The following is a 19,809-nucleotide window of genomic DNA, read 5'->3' on the forward strand; positions in this document are numbered from 1 at the left end:
GTCATGGCCCCTGATTGAACTGATAGGGAGCGACGAGCGGGTTGCGCGCGGTATAGGGGCTGGGCATCACCCCGAGTGTGCGGCCCCACTGCAGCTCGAGTTCGGTCAGATTGCCCTCCCACCGGGTGCCGGTGAACATCGACGAATCGATCCGGCTCAGCGTCAAGTCGACCACGGCGGTCAGGTTGCCGTAGTCGCCCCGGATCCATTTGGCCACAGGCGGCTTCGAGAACAGCGGGACCGTGAGGTAGTCGAGCCCGCGAGTCAGCGCCAGCCCGGAGTTGGCCAGCGATTGCTCGACCGGGCCCACATCGCCGAGCTCCTTGATGAGATTCTCCTTGGTTTGTTGGAGCACGTCGGCCGTATCCCCGCTGAAGGAGCTGAACCGACCAAGGGCGTCGGAGATCTTTTCCCGTTCGTCCTTCAGGACGGTGATCGCATTTGGAATCGTCTTCAGCGCCTTGTCCAGGACCGGCTTCTGATCGGCAAACTGACCCACCAAGTTGTTGAAGCTGTCCAACGCGGCGATGATGTCGCCCTTTTGGTCGTCGAGGTAGGCGGTGAACTTATCCAGTTGCCCGATAAGGCTTCTCAGATCTTGTTCACGACCGGAGAAGGCGGTACTCAACGTCTGGGTGATGTCTTGAAGCTGACCCAGACCGCCGCCGTTGAGCACCAACGACAGCGCGCCCAGCGTCTGTTCGGTGGACGGATAGGCACCCGCCGACGACAGCGGGATCACCGACCCGTCGTGCAGCTTTCCCTTGCTCGGGACGCCGGGCGGCGTAGCCAGCTCGACGTGCAACGTCCCCAGCAGGCTGGTCTGACCGATCGTGGCGGTCGCGTTGGCCGGCAGGTCCACGTTGGGTTCGATCGTCATGGTCACCAGCGCGTGCCAGCCCTGGCGCTCGACCTTGGCGACGTTACCGATGAGGACGTCGTTGAACTCGACCCGCGAATTCTCTTTGAGGTTCTGGACATCCGGCATCTGTGCCTGGATGGTGTAGTGCCCCGGGCCAACACCCAATCGGCCCGGCAGCGGAAGCGAATTCGCGCCGCGGAAGCCCCGGAGGGCGCCGCAGCCGGAAACCGCGGCGACCGCTAAAGCGATCAAAAGCACCGCGCCGGAACGGCGCCAGTAGCTGCACCCGCTCAATGCCCACCTCCTACGTCGCCCATCTTCGCGACGTCCGTCGGCAACATCATCGAGCGCAGGCCGGTGGCCGGGTCGACGGGCAGCGGGGTCGCCGGCTTAGCCGGAACATTCGGCGCGTTGGTGTTGATCATCCCGTTGCCGAAGTAGTTGAAGATCTCATTCGCCGGTGGTAGTGGCCCGTTCGGCGGCGGTGGCACGGTGCGGAACGCCTCCGTGGGCGGCGGTCCGGGTGGCGGGATGTAGTCCGGGCGCAACCAGTCCTCGCTGTAGGTGACTTCGTTCGGACGGGCCGAAGCCCCGACGAACGGGTTCAATCCGACTGGCAGGAAGTTGACCTGACGGTTCTTGACGATCGGAGCCATGTATTGGACACACAGCTTGGCCGACTGCTCGGCGCCCAGCCTCGATGCTGCCTGCACCGCCGAACACAGAAATTGCAACGGGTTGGCAAAGTTCTGCAGCGCGATCGCGCCCGTGAATGCGGCCTGCGCGGGTTGATAGATGTTCAAGACGTTCTGAAACACGTGGGGGCCGATGTGCAACGCTTGTTTGACGTCGTCGAGACTCTCGATCAATGCCTTTGTCAGCTCCGCCACTTTGTCCGAGGTAACCCCCAGCGTCTCGCGGTTGTCGTCCAGGAAAGTCTTGGCCTTGCCAACGACCTCATTGATCGCGGTGAACGCATCTCCGAACTTGTCGGGGCCGTCGGCCAGCGCCCCGGACACCGCGGCGAGGTTTTGGTTCAGTTGGCGCAGCAGGGCGCCGCTGTCGTGCAACGCCGAAACCAGAGCCGCCAGGTTCTTGAACGTGCCGTACAGGTCGCCGCTGTGGTCGGCGAGCGCCGAGACCGCCTGGGACAGTTTGACGACGGCGTCTCGGATGTCCGTGCCCTGGCCCCGCAAGTTGGCTGCCGCGGTGTTGACGAAAGCCCCCAACGTGCTGACCCCACCCGGTTGCGTCGGCTGCAGCACGTCGGTGAGCTTCTCCAGCTGCCCGCGAAGATCGTCCCACTCCACCGGAACGGCGGTGCGCGCCAGCGGGAGAACCGCGCCGTTGGCCAGCGCCGGCCCACCGGTGTAGGCGGGGCTCAGCTGGAGGGCGCGCACCGTCACCAGCGACGGCGACAGGATCACCGCCTTGGCGTCGGCGGGCACCTTGTACTTGTCCTCATACCAGAACGAGACCTTGACGCGATCGGGCTGCGGTTCGATCTTCTCGATCTTGCCGACGGCGACGCCGAGGATCACTACGGCATCGCCGACGTAGATGCCGTTGGCGTTGTCGAAGTAGCCGACGACATTCGTGCGGCCACCGGAGGATCCCAGCATCGTGGTCACCCCGCCGATCAACGCCAGCACCAGCACCGCCGCCAAGGCGATTCTTGTCTTGCTGGACTTCACTGTTGACCCCCCTCGGCGGGTTGCGCCGGGCCTGGCCGCGGACCGAACGATTCCGTCGGCGCCAGTACGGGTGATTGGCCCGGCGGGATTTGACCGGGCGCCGGCTCCTGGACCGGGCCCGTCGAGGCGTTGCCGGGCCCCGGCCCCAGTGCCGGCGGCCCGGGCGGCGGGCCGCCGGGCGGCGGGGCCGGGGGTTCCTGTCTGAGCGGATAGCAGCCGGGGGCTCCCGGCCTGCCAGGTACGCTGCACGGCCGGTCCCCGGGGTTGCCGGAGATGGCGTCGGGAATGTTCAGGCGCGGGTCGCCGCCCTGGCCGGTCCGCGGGTAGGGCATCGGCAGCGGCGGTGTGCCCGGCTGGCCGGTCTGGGGGTCGGTCAGCTGCGAGGGCAACAGAGTGGCGGGATCCAATCCGAGGTCGGAGAACGCGGAGTCGATGAAGGGCTGGACGAATTGCCCGGGCAGCAGGTTGACAAGGTAGGCCTTGAAGAACGGGCCCGAGGCAACCGCTTCGCCCAGCGCGAGCGCAAAGCTGTCGAGCCCCTTGAGTGCTTCCTGGATGCGTCCCTTGCGGTTGTTGAGCAGCCCTACCACTCCGTTGAGCTTCTCCAGCGCGGGCCGCAGCGTTGCGTGGTTGTCGTCGACGATTGCCCCGATCGCCCGGGCGATGGCAGCGAGGTCCGCCCACACGCGATCCACGGAGCGGCTTTCGGCCTTCAACGCGGCTAGGAGCGTGTTGGTGTCGCCGACGAGGTTGACGATCTCGTCGCTACGCTTCGCCAGCACGTCGGTCACCTTGCTGGCGTTGGTCAACAGGTTTCGCAGCTCCTTATCGCGTTCGTTCAACGTCTGCGAGAACCGCGCCACGCCCTCCGCCGCGGCCTTCACCTCCGGTGGCGTTCCACTGAACTCGCCGGCCACCACCGCAAGCGCGTTGGACAGTTGGTCGGTATTCAACTTGGCGACGGTTGTCGAAAGATCACCCAGCACATCGGGCAGCTGGTAGGCGGACGTGGTCCGCTCCAGCGGTATGGGCCCGGTGAGGCGACCTTCGCCGCGGGGTGTGAGCTCGACCAGCTTGCTACCCAGCAGCGTCTTCAGTTTGACCGCGGCCTCGGTGCGGTCCCCCAGCCGCACATCACCTGGAATGCGGAACTTGACCAACACCTTCGGTCCGTCCAGGGTGACGCTGGACACCCGCCCGACCCGGGCACCCGAAACCTCAACGACGCTATTGGTTTCCACTCCGCCGGCCTCGGCGAAATACGCCGAGTACTCCTTGTCGCCGGTGAGGAACGTCAGCTCGTCGTAGTTGGTCGCGAGGAGTATGGCAACCACCACCACGGCGATGCCGATCCCGCCGATGACGTACGGGTTGCGTTCGGAGAACTGCCTCATTTCGAAGAGGCGTCGATACAGGCGCCTCATTTCGGGGTGCACCTCCCCGAACGCTGGCTGGCCAACGTTATGTATGTCGGTTGCCCGCTCTTGCCGTTCACCTTCAGGATCAGGTCACACAGGTAGAAGGTGAAGAAGTCGCCGTAAAGACCTTCCCTGCCGATGATTCGATAGTCGTCGGGCAACGTGTTGATCAAGTTGTCCAGGAAGTCCTTGTCGGCCATCACGGTTCCGGCTACCCGATCGGTTTCGTCGACCACCTTCTTCAGCGGCGAGCGGGCCCTGGTTAGCACCTCGGAACCCACAGCGAAAAGACTCTCGGCGCCCTTCAAACCCTGGGCGATATCGTCCCTGCGCGCCTGCAGGGTGGTCATCAGTGTCGACAGCGAGTCGACGGCCTTGCCTACCTGATCGCTCTGGGCGCCAAGCGAACCGAGCGTGGTGTTCAGGTTGGCGATGAGCTGGCCGAACAACCGATCCCGGTCAGCCAGGGTGTTGGAGACTGCGGCGGCCTGGGTCAACACTGACCCGACCGTCGGGCCCTGGCCCTGCAGCGCCTGGATCAACTGGCCGCTCAGCGCGTTGATCTGATCGGGGTTCAGCGAGCGAAACACCGGCCGCAAGCCCCCGATCAAAGCGTCTAGGTCCAGCGCCGGCTGGGTCCGGCTCAGCGGGATGGTCGCCCCGGGATCGAGCTTCTTGAGGTCCCCCGCGCCTTCCTCCAGCGTCATGTATCGGCCGCCGAAGAGGTCGTCGTAACGAACGGCGGCCCTGCTGCCCTCGGTCAGCACGACCGAGTCATCCGCGGAAAACTCAACGCGCACTGTGGAATCGGGCTGGACGGCGATCTTTTTGACCTTGCCCACCTCGACGCCCGCGATGCGGACGAAGTTGTTTTCCCGCAGCCCGGACACGTTGGCGAACACGGCGTTGTAGGTGTTCGCCTTCTCGAAGCGGATCTGCGAGAACACGGCGAACACCACGGCGATTCCCGTCAAGCACACGGCGGCATAGATCGCGAAGCGCAACACTGTGCCTCGGAAGTTCTTGCGCAAGGTCTGCCTTTCTCGGACGCGGGTCGGGTTGCGCTAGTGGGGCTTTGGCGGGGTCCCCGGGTAGGGGGGTACGAATGGTTCCGAACCTGGCGGCGGATTACCCATGCCCGGGTCTTTTGGTCGTCCGGGCGGGGGTGCTGGTGGCAGCAACGGGAACAGCGGCGTCCCGTCCGGGGCGTATCGCTGCGCACCGTAGGGTGGTGCGCCCGGATACGGCACCGGCCCGGGCGCGGGGCCGCCCTCGTCTTTCAGGGTCGGCGGCAGGGGCGTCCCGCGGGTGGCCGGCGAGTAGAGGGCATAGCCCGGGAAGCCGACGCCGGGGTTGGGCCGCACGTCCATGCCGTTGCCGAATCCGGAATCTGTTATCAGGTACCGCTGCGGGAAGTTCTTTTCGACGTCGGGCAGCGATCCGCAGCTGGGCGTTCCGCCGGGGCCGCCCTTGATGTCCATGACGGGCAGGTTCTCCGGGTACTTATACGCATCGTCGCCGAACATCAGTCCCGCATCGGCGATGAACGACCGTCCATTGAATGTGAACGCGTCGCTGTAGCCCCTGTCGAGAAGGAGCTTGGCGCCGAGGAACGTGCACGTGTATTCCGGGTTGTACTTCATCAGCAACCGCGTGGTCGGCTCGAGCGTGTTGAGCAAATGGATGATGTTGCCCTTGTTGGGGCCGATCAGCTGTTCACCGCTCTTGGAAAGGCCCGCGAGCGCGACAAGCGCGGAATCAAGGTCCTTCGCGCCGTTGCTGATCACCGCACTGTCCGCGCTCCCGGCGTCCAGCACGGTCATCAGATTCGGCGCCGCGTCGCTGTAGGTGTCGCTGAACCGCTCGAACGCATGCCAGTCGGTCCGGATCAACTCGCTGCGCGGATTGACCGCCATCAGCACCTGATTGAAGTCGGTGATGGCCTGGCCGATCGCCTCGCCCTTGCCACGAAACCCTTCCGCCAACGCGGCGATCACCGCGTTGATTTTGGCGGGGTCGATCTGGTTCAACACACCCACCAGGTCCTTGAGGACGGTGTTCGCTTCGACGCTCACTTTGGTCGTGCTCAACACCGCCCCCGACGCCAGCCGTTTGCGACTCGGCTCGCTGGGCGGTCGCAGGTCGACATATTTGGCACCGAACACGGTGGGCGAGCTGATCTGGGCCTCGACGTTGGCCGGAATGTATTGCAGCTGGTCCGGATCCAGCTCCAGCTGAAGGGTCGCCCCGTCTTTCGCTTCAATCGATGCGACCCGGCCGACCTCCACGCCGCGGTACTTCACGACGGAGTTCGCGTCCATCACCAGGCCGGCCCGATCCGACACGAGTGTCACGTCGGCATACGACGTGAAGTCTCGGTTGAAAGCGATGACGACGAGGGGAATTGACGCGACGATCGAGCCGACCAGGATGAGTGCCCACCATCTCGGGTGCAGCTTGCGTTTCTGTCTCATCGTCGCTATCCCGACAGGTGGAAGTCGCCCGACTTCCCGTAAAGGACCAGCGACAGCACGAACGTCAGGGTTATGGACACCACGATGGAGGCACGCACCGCACGCCCGACAGCCTCACCCACGCCGGCCGGCCCGCCTGAGGCGGTGTAGCCGTAATAGGTGTGGATCAGCATGACGATGACCGCCTGCACGGTGCACTCGAGTCCGGACACGAGCACATCACGAGGCAGCAGGAACGTGTTGAAGTAGTGGTCGAAGCCGCCGGACCCCTGGTGGTAGGCGAGTGTCACAACGGTCCGGGTTATGGTCACCGACCCGACGAAGGTCACGCAGTACAACGGGGGCACCACCAATAGACCGCCCAGGACCCGGGTCGAGACCAGGTACGGGATGGAGCGGATGCCGATGACCTCAAGCGCGTCGATCTCCTCGCTGATCCGCATCGCCCCGAGTTGCGCGGTGGCGCCGGCGCCGATGGTGGCCGCCAGTCCGTTGGCCACAATGAGCGGAAGCTGCAAACGAACGTTCGCGTATGCGGAGAAGAACCCCGCGATGGCGCCAACGCCGAGGCTGCTCGCTTGGACGTAGCCAAAAATGCCGACGATGGCCGCGGCACTCCCCGTCAGGACCGCGAGGATCACGACTTCGCCGCCGATCAGGGCGAGCGCGCCGACGCCCAAGCTCATCTCGGCGAGGACGCGCAGCGTTTCGGCCTTGTATTTGATGAGAGCATCGCGAGTGGACGCGAGCGCCTGGACATAAAACGCCGTTTGCTCGCCGAGGCGATTCCATTCGCCCGCCCAGGTCCGCGCGCTGCGGGTCAGCCGGGGGAAGCGAGCGGTGGTCACCACCTTTACGTCGTCGATCATGTCGCCAACGTGGTTGTCGCGGTTATGACGCTGATGATGATGTTCGCGATCAGTAGGGCCATGAACGTGTACACCACGGTCTCGTTGACCGCATTACCAACACCCTGTGGGCCGCCGCCCGCGGTGATTCCCTTGTAACAGGCGATCAAGCCGGCGAGCATTCCGAAAACTGAGGCTTTGACGAAGCTGACGATCACCGTCGGAAAGTTGGTAAGCAGCGTCACGCTCGAGGCAAAGGCGCCGGGATTGCCGTTCAAAGCGTAAGTGGCGAACATGTAGTCGGCGCTCAGTCCGGCGATGATAACGACGCCGTTGATCAGATTCCCGGTGATGAGTAACGCGGCCACCCTGGGCACCACCAACCTGTGGACCGGGTCGATGCCCAACACCTTCATGGCGTCGATCTCCTCGCGGATGGTGCGCGCGCCCAGGTCGGCACACATCGCCGTGGCGGCAGCGCCGCTGAGGACGAACACCGTGGTAACGGGGCCGATCTGCGAGATGGTGGCCAGTCCTGAGGCCGCCCCGTTGATGTCGCCGGCACCGAAGGAGACCGCCGCGACGCCGAAGAGGAAGACAACCATTCCGTTGAAAGCGATCGATTGCGCGATGGCGGGCAGGGTCGAGACCCGAGCGACGAACCAGCACTGCTCGATGCACTCACGCCAGAAGAACGGCGGCCGCGCGGCTTGAATACAGGTGTCCAGCGCCAGCGCGATGAAGCCGCCGACCTCGCGGAGCGGCGTTCGGAACGGCTTGGCCAGCCCGACTAGCGGGGCGCTGGAGACCATCAGCGGCCCCGATTACTGTGCTTGACGATCGCTGGAATGGCTGCCCCGAGCGCGCGACGGCGGGCCCCAAACGGCGCCTCCGCCCGCTCGCTCGCCGGATGCGGACAGGTTCCACGCACTAGTTCTGTCTCCCCCATCGGTATCCATCTCGCTCGTTCGTCCTGGTCCGGCTTCGAGCTGATGTGTGCGGGACCACACACTCTCGCCTGACGTGTGCGGGACCACATTATTCAGCAGCCAGACTTAAGTCAATAGTTTTCGGTCCTTGTCGTCTCAAAATTTTTACCATAGTCCATGGGGCTCCTACGGCCTGCTCGATTTACCCTGGGTTGCTTGGTCTTTGGTTGGATCACCAAGCAAATCGCGGCGGCCGATCGGCGAGGCCACCCGACCGGTGATGCTGGCGTTGTTTTATCAAGATTAAACAAGATTCCAGGGCGGTCCGTGGGGCAATTTGAGAACATTGGGCTCCTGCGGTCCGTCCCGCGGACGGGCGCCCCGGGTCCAGCGCGACCGTGAATAAGCTTTCGGCGCTATGGTTTAGCGCCGCTATACTCTCTTCGGCCATGTCACACGGGGACCACGTCGCCGCCAGAGCGCCCGCCCCGGCTGGCATTCATCCTCAACCGGGGCACAACTATTTTAAGTATTTTAAGCGGCCTTCAGATCCATTTGTTGACCCGCGGCAGCATCCGCACCTCCAATTCTGGGCCAAATCATTTGGAACACACGGGATGTCATAATTTGACGTGTGAGTAAAAAAGTACTGGCCGGTACTGACGTGATCTCGAGCTCGCGGCCGACGCTGGATTAAAGGCGGGAGCATCCGCACGTCCACTACGCTGGCGCCGTGCCGTCGCTCACCGCGCGAATTACCGCCGCTCTCGCGGCCTCGTCTTCCGTGTTGCTCTTGACGTCGTGCGGCAGCTCGCCATCTGACGACCACGCCCATTCCACACGCTCAGACGACAAACCCTTGATAACCGGCGAGCCGGCCGCCAACAACACCGCCGATGTCGCTTTCGCGAACAACATGACCACCCAAGAGGAGCAGGGGATCAGCATGTCGCGCCTGGTCTCGGATCGGTCCGGCAACCCGGAACTGGTCAGCTTCGCCGCCAAGACCGCAGCGGCCATGGAGGTGGACACGCAGGTGCTGAAGGCCCTCCGGGCGCAATGGAAGGAGGGCCAGGACAACAAACCCGGCGACGTCGGGCCCGGGAGTCCAACCGGGGGAACGATCGATAACAACACCATGGCCAGCCTTGAATCGCTGCACGGCCCCGAGTTCGACACGCTTTGGCTGAAGTCAATGATCGGTCTCGACCAGAGGGCAGTTGAGGTGGCCAACGCCGAAGTCACCAGCGGAAAGAACGTGGACGCGATCAACCTCGCCAGACAGATCGTCAAGGCGAGGCAGGCAGAGATCGGCCAGATGCAACAGCTCCTCGCGACCTAACTGCTGGCTGGACGGTCGCTCGTCGGCACTGGGTCGCGAGGACCATCGGCAGGCGGTGACCCACGGGGACTATGACGCTGTGCGGGTGCGCGCGGCATACCCAGGCGGTCTGCGGTTGATCGAGGCCTCGCCGGCACGCGAGCGACCGAGTCTCGATACGAATTCCCACGGCTAGCGTGGCGTGCTCCACGGCGAGCGCGAGTTTCGCTTCGGTCGGTACAGTTGGCCCCATAGCGGGTCGGGGCTTTACAAGCCCACGGTTGCGGTGTCGGGGGGTGACTGCACGTGACGCGACGCCGGCTGGAGCCGCAGCAGCGACGCGAACATCTGCTCGACACCGGAGCGGCGCTGTTCGCGGAAAAGCCCTACGAAGATGTCATGATGGAGGAGATCGCCGCGCGCGCCGGGGTGTCGAGATCGTTGCTCTATCATCACTTTTCGAGTAAGCGAGACCTATACATAGCGATATTTAAGCGCGCCAGTGACCGGTTTCTGGCACGCGTTCACAACGATCCGCAGCTACCGTTGGCGGAACAGCTGGCCACCGCGCTCGATGCCCACATCCAATCGTTTGTCGATCACCCTTTCGAGGCAGTCACGATCAACCGCGGCGCATTGTCCGATGACCCGGCGATCCAGGCGATCATCGCTCAGGAACTCAACGTCGTCGGCCAGCGCCTGACCGACCAACTCGTCGCCGAGGGCAGCCCGCGCGATGCCACCGAGATCGCAGTCGAGGGCTGGTTGGCGTTTGTTCGGGCCGCCTGCGTGAAATGGATTCAATCGCAGAGCATCTCGCGGGCTGACCTCACCGAAATGTGTCTACGCGCGTTCGACTGCGCACTCGGTATCCCAACCCCCCCAAGCCGCCTGCGTGCCCGGATACACGGAGTCATGCAGTCTCCGGCGATCAATTTGCTGCTCCGCAAATCACAGCGCGCGAACTAGGGCGACTTGCCCGGCAGCGACCCACTCACGGGCATCCGGTAGCCCGGGCTGCCGGGGCAGGGTCCGTACCGCGTACCTTCGATCACACCGGGTTGATCGCACAGCCCGTTGTTGACCGAAAGCGGCAACTTGGCCCACTCGGTTGCCCGCCATCCCAGGATCCAGTCGGGCATAGTGCCAGGAATCCACAGCACCAGTTGGATCGCCGTATAAGTCGCCAGGAAGATGATCAGCGTCCGCACACCGGGCCGGTAGCGGTCCAGGCCGCGTTCGAGGACGTTGCGGCCGCGGTCGTCTCGAAGATTCCGCAGCGCCGCCGGGAGACCGGCGAACAGGATGAAGACGAAGTATTCGGGAAAGATGGGCCAGCGCCATGCGTCGCCACCCAGGCGAATCGCCCACGGGCCCCCCGGGTAACTCCACAGGTGCAAGGGGATGATCGCCAACGGCTCGGCGAGCGAGATCACCGCGGTGAAGACCAGTATCAACCCCAACAGCTTGGCGTTGGACAGCTCCGGCCATCGGCGCCGCGCCGGGCGGACGACGACGACGTTGGCCAGCATGGCGATGCCCGGCAACCCGAACGTGAACAGCAGGCCGAGGAAGATCAGCGGGAAGGGAAGGCGGCCGCAATCGGGGTTCACCACGAACGGCAGGTGGCCGCACGGGTCGTTGAGGTTCACGAACTCCGAGGTGTAGACGAAATTCGGCTGGAAGACGTTCAGCCCGCCGCATCCCCAGATCATCAATGCCGTACTGGCACAGAGCATCACGTCGAACGTGAGGATCCGCCGTTGCCGCAGACAATCGCGCACCACTTTGGTCGCCACGACCACGGCGATGACGATGACCGCCGCCTCCGTGATGCGGGCTCCCCACCACTCAAGACCGTGACTGTGGCCGCGGTACATGGTCACCTGATGCGGCCCGTCCATCAGCCAGGCGATCAGCGTCCAACCCTCGAGGAACAGGAACGGCGCGGCCGCCACGGCCAGCCACTGCGGCCAGCCCCACGACGGCGTTCGCGGCTTGAGGCGCGCGGGCTCGCGGGTACCGAGCGGCTCGTCGGTGATGGTCATCGCGATCTGCTCACAGGAAGGCCGTGTCGGGATCCAGGCCGCACAGCACCCGCCCGTAGACCTCGGAGTTGGTCGTCGGCAACAGCAGAGAGTGAACGGAGATCACCTGCATGTCGCGCATCATGCGCTGCAGCGCGTCCTTGCGATGGATGGCGCTCGCGCCGGACGCGGCCTGGATGACGTCCGCGGCCTCCCGACACAGGCGCACCGTCCAGCCGGTGTCGGCGCGGCAGCGGGCGCGGGTCTCGAGGTCCAAGTCGGAGGCCCGCCTCGACGCGGTGTCGGCGAGGCGCTCGGCGTGGAACCGCGCCTGATCCAATTTCATTGTCGCGGTGTCGATCTGGTGATGAGTTAGCGCGGCGTCGGCCTGCCGCAGGTAGGAGGTGTAGGTGATGCCGCGCTTGCCGACGCGACTGCGGAAGACTTCGAGCGCGGCCGCGACGACACCCAGCGGAGTGCCCGGCAGACACGCCAACGTGAAGGCCGCGGCGGGATGCTGATAGTACGGGTTGTCGCGGACCAGGCTTGAGTCCGACCGTCCCGCAAGGAAGTCGCCGATACGCAGCACCCGCTCCTCGGGAACATAGATGTTTTCTCCCGCAAGGGTGTTTGACGCAGTTCCACACAGACCGGTCACGTTCCAGTCGTCGAGTGCAGTGAGCTCGTGCCGCGGGACGAGGAAGAAGCCAGCATCTGGGATATCGCCCGGACCGTCGATGAGCGCGGCAACGAAAGACCAGCCGGAATATTGCTGGCCGGTTCCGAATGGCCACTTACCCGCGATGCGGTAGCCATTGCCCTCCCGAACCGCCTTGCCGCCGGGATTGACGGTGATCGTGGAGGTGGGGTTGTCGCTCGAGGTGAAGGCCTGCCAGCCGGGATCGGGAAGCTGACAAATCAGGTACGCGGCGGCCGTGTACACGGTGTTGATGAAGGACGTCGAGGCGCACCCGCGGGCGAGCGCCTCCGTCACGGCGACGATGGTCCTCGGCGAGGCCTCCAGGCCACCGACGCTCTTGGGCAGCGCCATCCGCCGGATTCCGAGGTCGTCGAGTTCGCCGATCGTCGTCTGGGGCAGGCCTGCCTGGCGTTCCGCATCGTCGGCGCGGGCGGCGAGTTGAGGGATCAACGCTTCGGCCGCTTCGATGAGAGCCTCATCCACTTCGACGGCGGGGGAAAGAATTTCATTCGTGGCGGTCACCTGGCACCTCATTCGTCTCGGCATTGGACTTGTCGCGGCAGCCGCCGTCAAGGGCGGCAATCCGACAGCGGAGATGCAACCAGTGCGAGATATGCGCGCGCATGGGTAGCCACTACCCAAATCGGCCGACGGCAGCCCTCAATGCGTCGCGGCGGGCAGCACGTCGGCCAGCTCGTCCCGCCGGGAGATGCCCAGCTTGTCGTAGGCGCTTTGAAGCTGATGCTCGACGGTCCGCACCGACAGGTGGAACTCCTCGGCGATCTGCTTGTTTGAACAGCCCACCACGGCGCGCATCGCCGCCCGCAATTCGGCAGGGGTAAGCGCGGTTTCGTTGCCCAGCCCGCCGACAGCGAGCACTACCGCCCCGTCGCAGCCTTGCAATAAGGCGTCGGCCCGGCGTCGGGCGGCGGTGGCTTTTCGGATTTCGCCCCTTCGCCTGCGAATGGGGACCTCCGCCGCCGCGGCCTCCGCAGCAAGGAGAGATGCGCCCATGCCCTCGAAGAGCTCGGACACGTCGTGGAGCCGGTCGGGGTTGCCGCGGGCCAGCGCCCTGGCATGGGCGGCCCGGCCGGCGACCAAGTCGCCTTCGATTTCGCCGGCGAGCGCGGTGAGGCGGGGCGCCGCGCGCCTGGCCTGCCCCAGGCGCGCCAAACCGTGCAGGGCGGAGGCCTGCCCGATGAGATCACCGGTGGTCTCGGCGAGCGTCAGCCCTTCCTGGAGAAAATCGCGGGCGGCCTTGATATCGCCCTGCGCGACGGCGGTCCACGCGCGTGCTTGCAGCAGGTCGCCGCTATAGGCGAACAACTGGGGCGAAAGGTCCATCGCATCCAGGCCCGTCAGGGTCTCGACCGCGTCGTCGGCCTGGCCTCCGAGGGCGAGCGCGAGCGACAGGTGAACCAGGCAGTGCCGGACGAAAAATGGCCGGCCCAACTGCTCGTAAAGCGCGCGGGCCTCACGGCAGCGTTGGATCGCCGAGCGGACGTCGCCCTGCTCCCCCACCCGCGTCGCGAGTTGCCAGGCGAAGAAGGCTTGGCGTTCCACGGAACGCTCCTCGATCCCCAGCTCGTACTGCTCGACGGCCAGCGCGCCGGCCTCGCGGAGCCGGCCGAGTTGGGCCAGGGCTTCGCCACGGCTGTAGTTATGGATCCACGGATGCCACTCGATGGGCTCCCGCAGCTTCAGGTGCTCGACAGCCCCTTCGTGCGCCCAGTGCAGCGCCTCGTGCATGCGGCCGACACGGGTAAGGCTGCACGACACGGTAAAGCAGGCCCACACCTTGGCGCTGCCGGTGGTCCGCTCGAGCAACGGCGCAGCCGCCGCCACGGCGGCTCGCGGCCCGCCCGAGGGGGCGACCAGCAGAAGGCTCGCCCGCCGAGCGCGCACCTCGTCCTTCCACATCGGATCCGCGATCTCCGCCTCGGCGCCCTCCGCCAGACGCAATGCGTCGTCGATCTTCGCGAGACTGAACGCGACGTTGTCGAGCCGGGTCAGTGCGACCGCTCCCCGCTCGGCATCGGTTCTCGCGGCCGCGGCAAGCTGCTCGAGGTTGCGCTCGACCTCGACGCCTCGGCCGCGCAATGCCGCCACCTGTATCGCCAACAGTCGCGCGGGGAAGCCGGCGCCACGCTCGACGGCAGCCTCAGCGAGCCGGGCGGCAAGGTCGAAGTCATAACTCCCACGCGCTGCCTGGGCTGCCTCGAGCATCAACGAGGAGGACCCGCCTCCGCACTCGAGGTGCCAGGTGGCGATCCGCAGCGTGTCTTCCGGGCGCCGCAGGTTTTCAGCTTCGAAGGCGGCTTCGACCGCTTCGGCGAGGGCGCGGGCGACGGAGACGGTCCGAATGGCAGGCGTCCTCGCGCGAACGACGTCCGCATACAGTGGGTGCGCCAGTCTCAGTTGCAGTCCCCGGTCACACATCTCGCTGACGATCAGGCCGCGACGCTCCAGCTCGTCGATCGATTCCGGGTCGGCGAGCATACGCAACAGTTCTGATCCCAGCGGCTCGCCGAAGGCCAAGAGTTCCAACACGGCGCGCTGCGCCGGGCTCAACAGCGAAAGCCGCGCCTGCACCAGCTCCACCAGCCGCTCCGACGGTCTGATAGAACGCACCTGGCGCCACAGGCCTTCGTCGTTGCGGAGGCTGCCGTCCTCGACCGCACCCAAAACGAGTTCTCGAATGAACAGCGCATTTCCGCGAGTACGCGCGACCAGTCGTCGCACCAGTCCATGATCGACGGGGCCGCCGAGCACCGCGCCGAGGATTTCTCCGACCGACTCCGGGCCGAGACCCTCGACCGTAATGCGTTCGGCGTGCCGGTCTTTCCAAAGGGTGAGCACCGCGTCGGGCACCGGTTCGGATGTTCGCACGGTCAGCAGCACGAATGCGGCACCCGAGGTCGCAAGCTGATGGACGAGTGTCGCGGTCGCATCGTCGAGGAGGTGGGCGTCGTCGACCAGCAAGGCGGGACGCCGTGGCGCCACGCGCTCGACCAGCGCCTGCGACATGCGGTGGATCATTGCGGCACGATCGTTCACGGCAGGTGATTGCGTCGATATCGGGAGAATTGTCGCCACCGCACCGAAGGGGATACCGCGCGCGGTGTTGGTCGCCGTCGCTCGCATCGCGGCGAACCCATGGCGCTCGGCCAGTGCGAGCGCCTCGACCGCCAACCGGGTCTTACCCACACCGGCAACGCCGGCGAGCACCACACCGCTGCTCAGACCATCGGTGAGGACGCGCTCGATTTCTGACAGCTCCTGCGCGCGTCCGACAAAGGGCCAAACCGTGAGCACGTCGCCCACGATACGACGACCGAGCCGCGGCAACGGCGGATTCTCCTAATACTCGTGAACGAGGGTTAACGAGCGGCTAAGCGTCGCTCACAGTGCCGCAGGTGGCACGGCGCCCTCCGGATAGGCGCCATAGATGGTCAGACGTGCCATTTCGTCGATGAAAGCGTCGACGCTCGGGCGCGGGCGGGTTGCGCCCTCGAACATCCAGTCCCCGTATATCGCAACGGAAAACACAAGCCCGAACATCAGCCGGGTCATGACCGCGGGGTCGAAGTCACGGAACCCACCGGCATCGCGCTCGCGCTCGATGAATTCCTCGAAGCGTTCGAGGAGCACGCCCAGCTGCGGCGTCGACATGGTGTCGGCCGCCAGTGAACCCGTTGCACGGCCACCGATCATCTCGCGGATAAGTCGCCGATTCTCGGTCAGCACGTCGTACACCCCGCGATAGAAGTCGCGCGCCTCCATATACGGGCTTTTCACGCCGCGTGGGCGCGCAGCCCATTCCGCGATGTACTCCGATACGAAGGTGCTGAACGGGGCCAGCACGGCTTCCTCGAACAGTTTCGCCTTGGATCCGAAATGCCGGAAGATCATTGGCTCCGTCACGGACGCCGCTCGCGCGATCTCCCGTGTGCTGGTGCCTGCGTAGCCACGCTCCGCGAACAGGGCGCGGGCCGATTCCAGTAGTAAACGCCGCCCCTCACCGCGTGCCACCGGCTGGCCGTCGACCTTTGGCTTACTCGACACCCCGCCATTTTGGCATCGACCGCCACCTTCTGAGGCTCGAACGACGCCGCACGGCTGGCGCGAGTCCCACGCGATGCCCAGAGGATCCGCGGGTTAAGCCGTCGTCGCGCATGGCATCTCCAAATATGGGCGGGCGGGAGTCAACGGACGGATGGCAATTCACCGACGGCATGGGGCATCGGCATCGCGGCGCCTGGCCGGTGCAGGTGTGACCGTCGGCGCCGGAGGCACACCTTCGTTGACCATCTGCAACGGGTATCCGGCCGGGAACGGATCCGAATGCGTGGCGAAACACTGCTACGAAATCACATGCAGCACAAGGAATCCCAGGTCATCGGCGCGGTGATGCTCGAGGACTCGATCGTGCCCGTCGCGCCCGCCGTTGGTCGCCCACGGCATCGCCGGGCGTCCGGCATAACCCGGCGTCGGCTAACGGCCTAGGCGAAGTAATTCTCGTCGGGGTCTTCGCGCTGGGCCCGGATGGCCCGGAAGCAAAGGTTGCTCTGGATGATGATCCAGATGGTGAACAGTATGAATGGCGACCAGAACACCAGGAGTCCGTTCCAGGCGAACGGGCCGGTGCGCGGCAGGAACGCGAACGCGCCCGCCTCGAACATGAAGGTGATCCACAGCGAGCCGTAGGCCCACCAGCGCGGGAAGGGGTTGTTCTTGATCCGCTGGGTGGCCGGCCGCAGGGCGATCACCGTGACGGCGATCCAGGCGAAGATGTATGCCTGGTCGGTCGTGGTCATCGTCAGGGACGCCAGCTCGTGCATGAGGGCGGTGACCTCGGAGTTCTTCCGCGGTGCGGTGTAGGCCGCCACCCCCCACATCATCGGGGGCAGCGCCAGGTAGATCGACATCAATGCGCCGCTCGCCAGGGTGAGCGCGCTCCATACTTTCCATCGCCCGGGTTCCACGCGGGCCATCTGTGCGGCGAACACGCCCCAGATCGGCACCATGAAGCACCCGGTCCAGCTGCAGATGACCGCGCCCCACTTGACCTTGGTCCCGTTGTTCACGTACCACTGCGCGATCTGGTCGGCCGACCACTGCGGGCTCTTCAACGGGCACTGCTGCAGTAGGAATACGAAGGCGAGCGCGTAGACGATGGCGAGAACCACGCCCCACCACAGGATCGCGCGCTGGCTCGCCAGGGAGAAGTGGCCGCGGCTATCCACCGTGGTGTGCGGCGGCGAGGTCGTGGACGAAGTCATCAGTTGCCCTCCCAAATGATGCGATCGGTCATGCGGGACGCGGCGCGCCGCTCCCCGACGCGCGATGTGCCGTGCTTCACACACCATAACGATCGTTCGCAGAAATCGAAAGAGGAACCTGAAGGTTACCGCCCTTTAAATCGGGCCTTATGCTGGCGAATTACGTAACCTCCGGCCGAAAGCTGGAGAATAGACGTTTCGGCCGACTGATGACCGTTAGGCGCGGGTGGCTGTGCGGCTAAGGGCCGCGTTTCGCGGAGCGAGTGACGGGATTCGAACCCGTGTATACGGCTTTGCAGGCCGCTGCCTAGCCACTCAGCCACACCCGCACGAATCGCTACGATGCTAGCGCAGGCCGCGAAACCCGACGGTTTGCCTCGGTCCGATCATTTCGGTGTAGACGCGCGGTCTCGCGGGCGAACAGGCGCACGCAGCGCGCCCTCACCTACGTCCGCGATCGGCGTCCCGTGCTGCTAATTTCCTGGGGTGACGTTCTCAGCTACTGGCGCAGTCGCGCGCTGGATCGCCCCTCTCCTAACGGTTGCGACCGTTGCCGGAATCTGTTTACTCGGGGACCGGGCCACATCGGTGCGGCTGGTCGACGACGCCAACCCGTTGGCCGGCATGCCCTTCTACGTCAATCCGAACTCGGCGGCCATGCGGGCGGCACAGCATGCCGATCCGCCAAGTGCCGAGTTGACCGCCATCGCCAACACGCCGCAGGCGTACTGGATCGTCCCGGGCTCGTCCGCGTCGACGGTCGCGAAGTACACCAGCGACGCGGCAGCTGCCGGCGCCATCCCGGTCCTGGCGATCTATGGGATCCCGCACCGCGACTGCGGCAGCTTCGCCGCGGGCGGCATGGCGACGGCCGACGACTACCGCGGGTGGATCGACGGGATCGCCTCCCAGGTGGGTGGTACGCGGACGGCGGTCATCCTCGAGCCCGATGCGCTGGCCATGGCCGACTGCCTGTCGGCCGACCAGCGCCAGGAACGCTACGACTTGATTCGCTATGCGGTCGACACGCTGACGCGCAGTCCGGCGACAGCCGTGTACGTCGACGGTGGCCACTTGCGCTGGCACAGCGCCGAGGACATGGCCGCCAGGCTCAACAAGGTCGACGTCGCCCGGGCACGGGGTTTCAGCCTGAACACGGCGAACTTCTACACCACCGGGGACGAAATCGGTTACGGGGAAGCGATTTCGGGGCTCACCAACGGTTCGCACTACGTGATCGACACGTCACGCAACGGCGCCGGGCCGGCGCCCGACTCCGGGCTCAACTGGTGCAACCCCAGCGGCCGAGGGCTCGGCGCTGCCCCGACCACCGCGACCGCGGGCGCGCACGCCGACGCTTATCTGTGGATCAAACGTCCCGGCGAGTCCGATGGAACCTGCGACAAAGGTGATCCGCCGGCGGGCACCTTCGTGAGCCAGTACGCCATCGATCTGGCCCACGCGGCGGGCTCATAGCGCGTCTCGTCGAGCGGTCATCGCAGCCGCGTGGCGCAAAGAAACCGCACCTCTGTACGGAAATACCTGGGCTATACAGACCCGGGTCTTGTTAAATACAGTTTGCCGGTTCGAGTCACCCCGATGAAGTTGAGGGGAGCCGCAGATGTCGACTTACTTGATCGCAGCACCGGAGGCCTTGGCCGCGGCCTCGGCGGATTTGAACGGAATCGGGGAGGCGATCAAAGAGGCGACGGCGTCGTGGGCCCCGTCGACCACGGGGATCGCGCCGGCTGCCGCCGACGAGGTGTCCGCCGCGATTGCGCGGCTGTTCGGCAACTACGCGCAGACGTATCAGACGCTGGGCGCCCAGGCGGTCGCGTTTCAGCAGCAGTTCATGCAGGCCCTGAGCGGCGGCGCCGGCACATACGCGGCCGCTGAGGCCAGCAGCGCAGCGATTCTGGGGCTCCCCGGCCTGCGGGCCGTGGAGCGGAACCTGCTGGACACGTTCAATGCCTACTCACTGACGTTTACCGGCCGGCCGCTGATCGGCAACGGCGCCAACGCCGCCCCCGGGACCAGCGGCGCCGGCGGGCCCGGCGGGTGGTTGCTCGGTTCCGGCGGGGCCGGCGGTTCCGGGGCGGCCGGTAACGCCGGCGGACCTGGCGGGCCCGCGGGGCTGGTCGGCACGGGTGGCGCCGGCGGGGCCGGCGGCAGCGGCGCGGCCGGTAAACGTCAGTGAGTAGGCATTGAACGTGTCCAGCAGGTTCCGCTCCACGGCCCGCAGGCCGGGGAGCCC

15 protein-coding genes, 1 tRNA gene and 2 pseudogenes are annotated in these 19,809 nt (G+C 65.6%); 5 read left to right on the forward strand and 13 right to left on the reverse strand.

Going from position 1 to position 19,809, the window contains the following annotated elements:
- Position 1: 1 nt before the first annotated feature.
- From A5712_RS05560 to A5712_RS05590, 7 genes are read right to left on the reverse strand one after another with little or no spacing between them, the layout of a single operon-like run.
- Positions 2-1,156: an MCE family protein gene (locus tag A5712_RS05560; RefSeq protein ID WP_068102299.1), complete on the reverse strand. Its 1,155-nt coding sequence runs from the start codon at positions 1,154-1,156 to the stop codon at positions 2-4.
- Positions 1,153-2,556, reverse strand: coding sequence for an MCE family protein (locus A5712_RS05565; protein ID WP_068102302.1), 1,404 nt, complete (start codon positions 2,554-2,556; stop codon positions 1,153-1,155). The genes A5712_RS05560 and A5712_RS05565 overlap by 4 nt, the downstream gene beginning before the upstream one ends.
- On the reverse strand, positions 2,553-3,950 hold the full coding sequence (locus A5712_RS05570; RefSeq protein ID WP_068102305.1) for an MCE family protein: 1,398 nt from the start codon (positions 3,948-3,950) through the stop codon (positions 2,553-2,555). Before A5712_RS05570 ends, A5712_RS05565 begins: the two co-directional genes overlap by 4 nt.
- Before the next feature lie 26 nt (positions 3,951-3,976).
- The gene (locus A5712_RS05575) at positions 3,977-5,005 is read right to left on the reverse strand and encodes an MCE family protein (RefSeq protein WP_068102307.1); all 1,029 of its coding nucleotides are present in this window, start codon (positions 5,003-5,005) and stop codon (positions 3,977-3,979) included.
- Between the two features lie 33 nt (positions 5,006-5,038).
- Positions 5,039-6,457, reverse strand: coding sequence for an MCE family protein (locus A5712_RS05580; RefSeq protein WP_068102309.1), 1,419 nt, complete (start codon positions 6,455-6,457; stop codon positions 5,039-5,041).
- Positions 6,454-7,317 carry an ABC transporter permease gene (locus A5712_RS05585; protein WP_068102311.1) on the reverse strand — a complete coding sequence of 288 codons (864 nt, stop codon included), beginning with the start codon at positions 7,315-7,317 and terminating at the stop codon, positions 6,454-6,456. Before A5712_RS05585 ends, A5712_RS05580 begins: the two co-directional genes overlap by 4 nt.
- The gene (locus tag A5712_RS05590) at positions 7,314-8,108 is read right to left on the reverse strand and encodes an ABC transporter permease (protein WP_068102314.1); all 795 of its coding nucleotides are present in this window, start codon (positions 8,106-8,108) and stop codon (positions 7,314-7,316) included. Before A5712_RS05590 ends, A5712_RS05585 begins: the two co-directional genes overlap by 4 nt.
- An 850-nt stretch (positions 8,109-8,958) precedes the next feature.
- Here A5712_RS05590 and A5712_RS05595 point away from each other — a divergent pair.
- On the forward strand, positions 8,959-9,567 hold the full coding sequence (locus A5712_RS05595; RefSeq protein ID WP_068102316.1) for a DUF305 domain-containing protein: 609 nt from the start codon (positions 8,959-8,961) through the stop codon (positions 9,565-9,567).
- A 285-nt stretch (positions 9,568-9,852) separates the two neighbouring features.
- The gene (locus tag A5712_RS05600) at positions 9,853-10,515 is read left to right on the forward strand and encodes a TetR/AcrR family transcriptional regulator (protein WP_068102317.1); all 663 of its coding nucleotides are present in this window, start codon (positions 9,853-9,855) and stop codon (positions 10,513-10,515) included.
- Here A5712_RS05600 and A5712_RS05605 read toward each other — a convergent pair.
- From A5712_RS05605 to A5712_RS05630, 6 genes are all read right to left on the reverse strand, one after another.
- Positions 10,512-11,594, reverse strand: coding sequence for a spirocyclase AveC family protein (locus A5712_RS05605; RefSeq protein WP_068102320.1), 1,083 nt, complete (start codon positions 11,592-11,594; stop codon positions 10,512-10,514). The two genes, A5712_RS05600 and A5712_RS05605, sit on opposite strands and share 4 nt — an antisense overlap.
- A 10-nt stretch (positions 11,595-11,604) precedes the next feature.
- Positions 11,605-12,795 carry an acyl-CoA dehydrogenase family protein gene (locus A5712_RS05610; protein WP_197519301.1) on the reverse strand — a complete coding sequence of 397 codons (1,191 nt, stop codon included), beginning with the start codon at positions 12,793-12,795 and terminating at the stop codon, positions 11,605-11,607.
- A 138-nt stretch (positions 12,796-12,933) separates the two neighbouring features.
- Complete coding sequence (locus A5712_RS05615) at positions 12,934-15,597, reverse strand: AAA family ATPase (RefSeq protein ID WP_197519302.1); 2,664 nt, start codon at positions 15,595-15,597, stop codon at positions 12,934-12,936.
- Between the two features lie 78 nt (positions 15,598-15,675).
- Positions 15,676-16,305, reverse strand: coding sequence for a TetR/AcrR family transcriptional regulator (locus A5712_RS05620; RefSeq protein ID WP_231981990.1), 630 nt, complete (start codon positions 16,303-16,305; stop codon positions 15,676-15,678).
- A 470-nt stretch (positions 16,306-16,775) separates the two neighbouring features.
- Positions 16,776-17,555, reverse strand: a complete 780-nt coding sequence (locus A5712_RS05625; RefSeq protein WP_068102330.1) for a hypothetical protein — start codon at positions 17,553-17,555, stop codon at positions 16,776-16,778.
- A gap of 258 nt (positions 17,556-17,813) precedes the next feature.
- A tRNA-Cys gene (locus A5712_RS05630) sits at positions 17,814-17,884 on the reverse strand.
- A 157-nt stretch (positions 17,885-18,041) separates the two neighbouring features.
- Here A5712_RS05630 and A5712_RS05635 point away from each other — a divergent pair.
- From A5712_RS05635 to A5712_RS32635, 3 genes and pseudogenes are all read left to right on the forward strand, one after another.
- Entirely contained in the window at positions 18,042-19,031 is a 990-nt protein-coding gene (locus A5712_RS05635; protein ID WP_068102332.1) for a glycoside hydrolase family 6 protein, read from the forward strand.
- Positions 19,032-19,176: 145 nt separating this feature from the next.
- Positions 19,177-19,446 (forward strand): annotated as a pseudogene (locus tag A5712_RS32630) (PE family protein); the annotation flags it as partial.
- 87 nt (positions 19,447-19,533) lie between these two features.
- A pseudogene (locus tag A5712_RS32635) lies at positions 19,534-19,740 on the forward strand (PGRS repeat-containing protein); the annotation flags it as partial.
- Positions 19,741-19,809 lie beyond the last annotated feature (69 nt).

This window comes from Mycobacterium sp. E2327 (genome assembly GCF_001672675.1).
Classification (GTDB): Bacteria; Actinomycetota; Actinomycetes; order Mycobacteriales; family Mycobacteriaceae; genus Mycobacterium.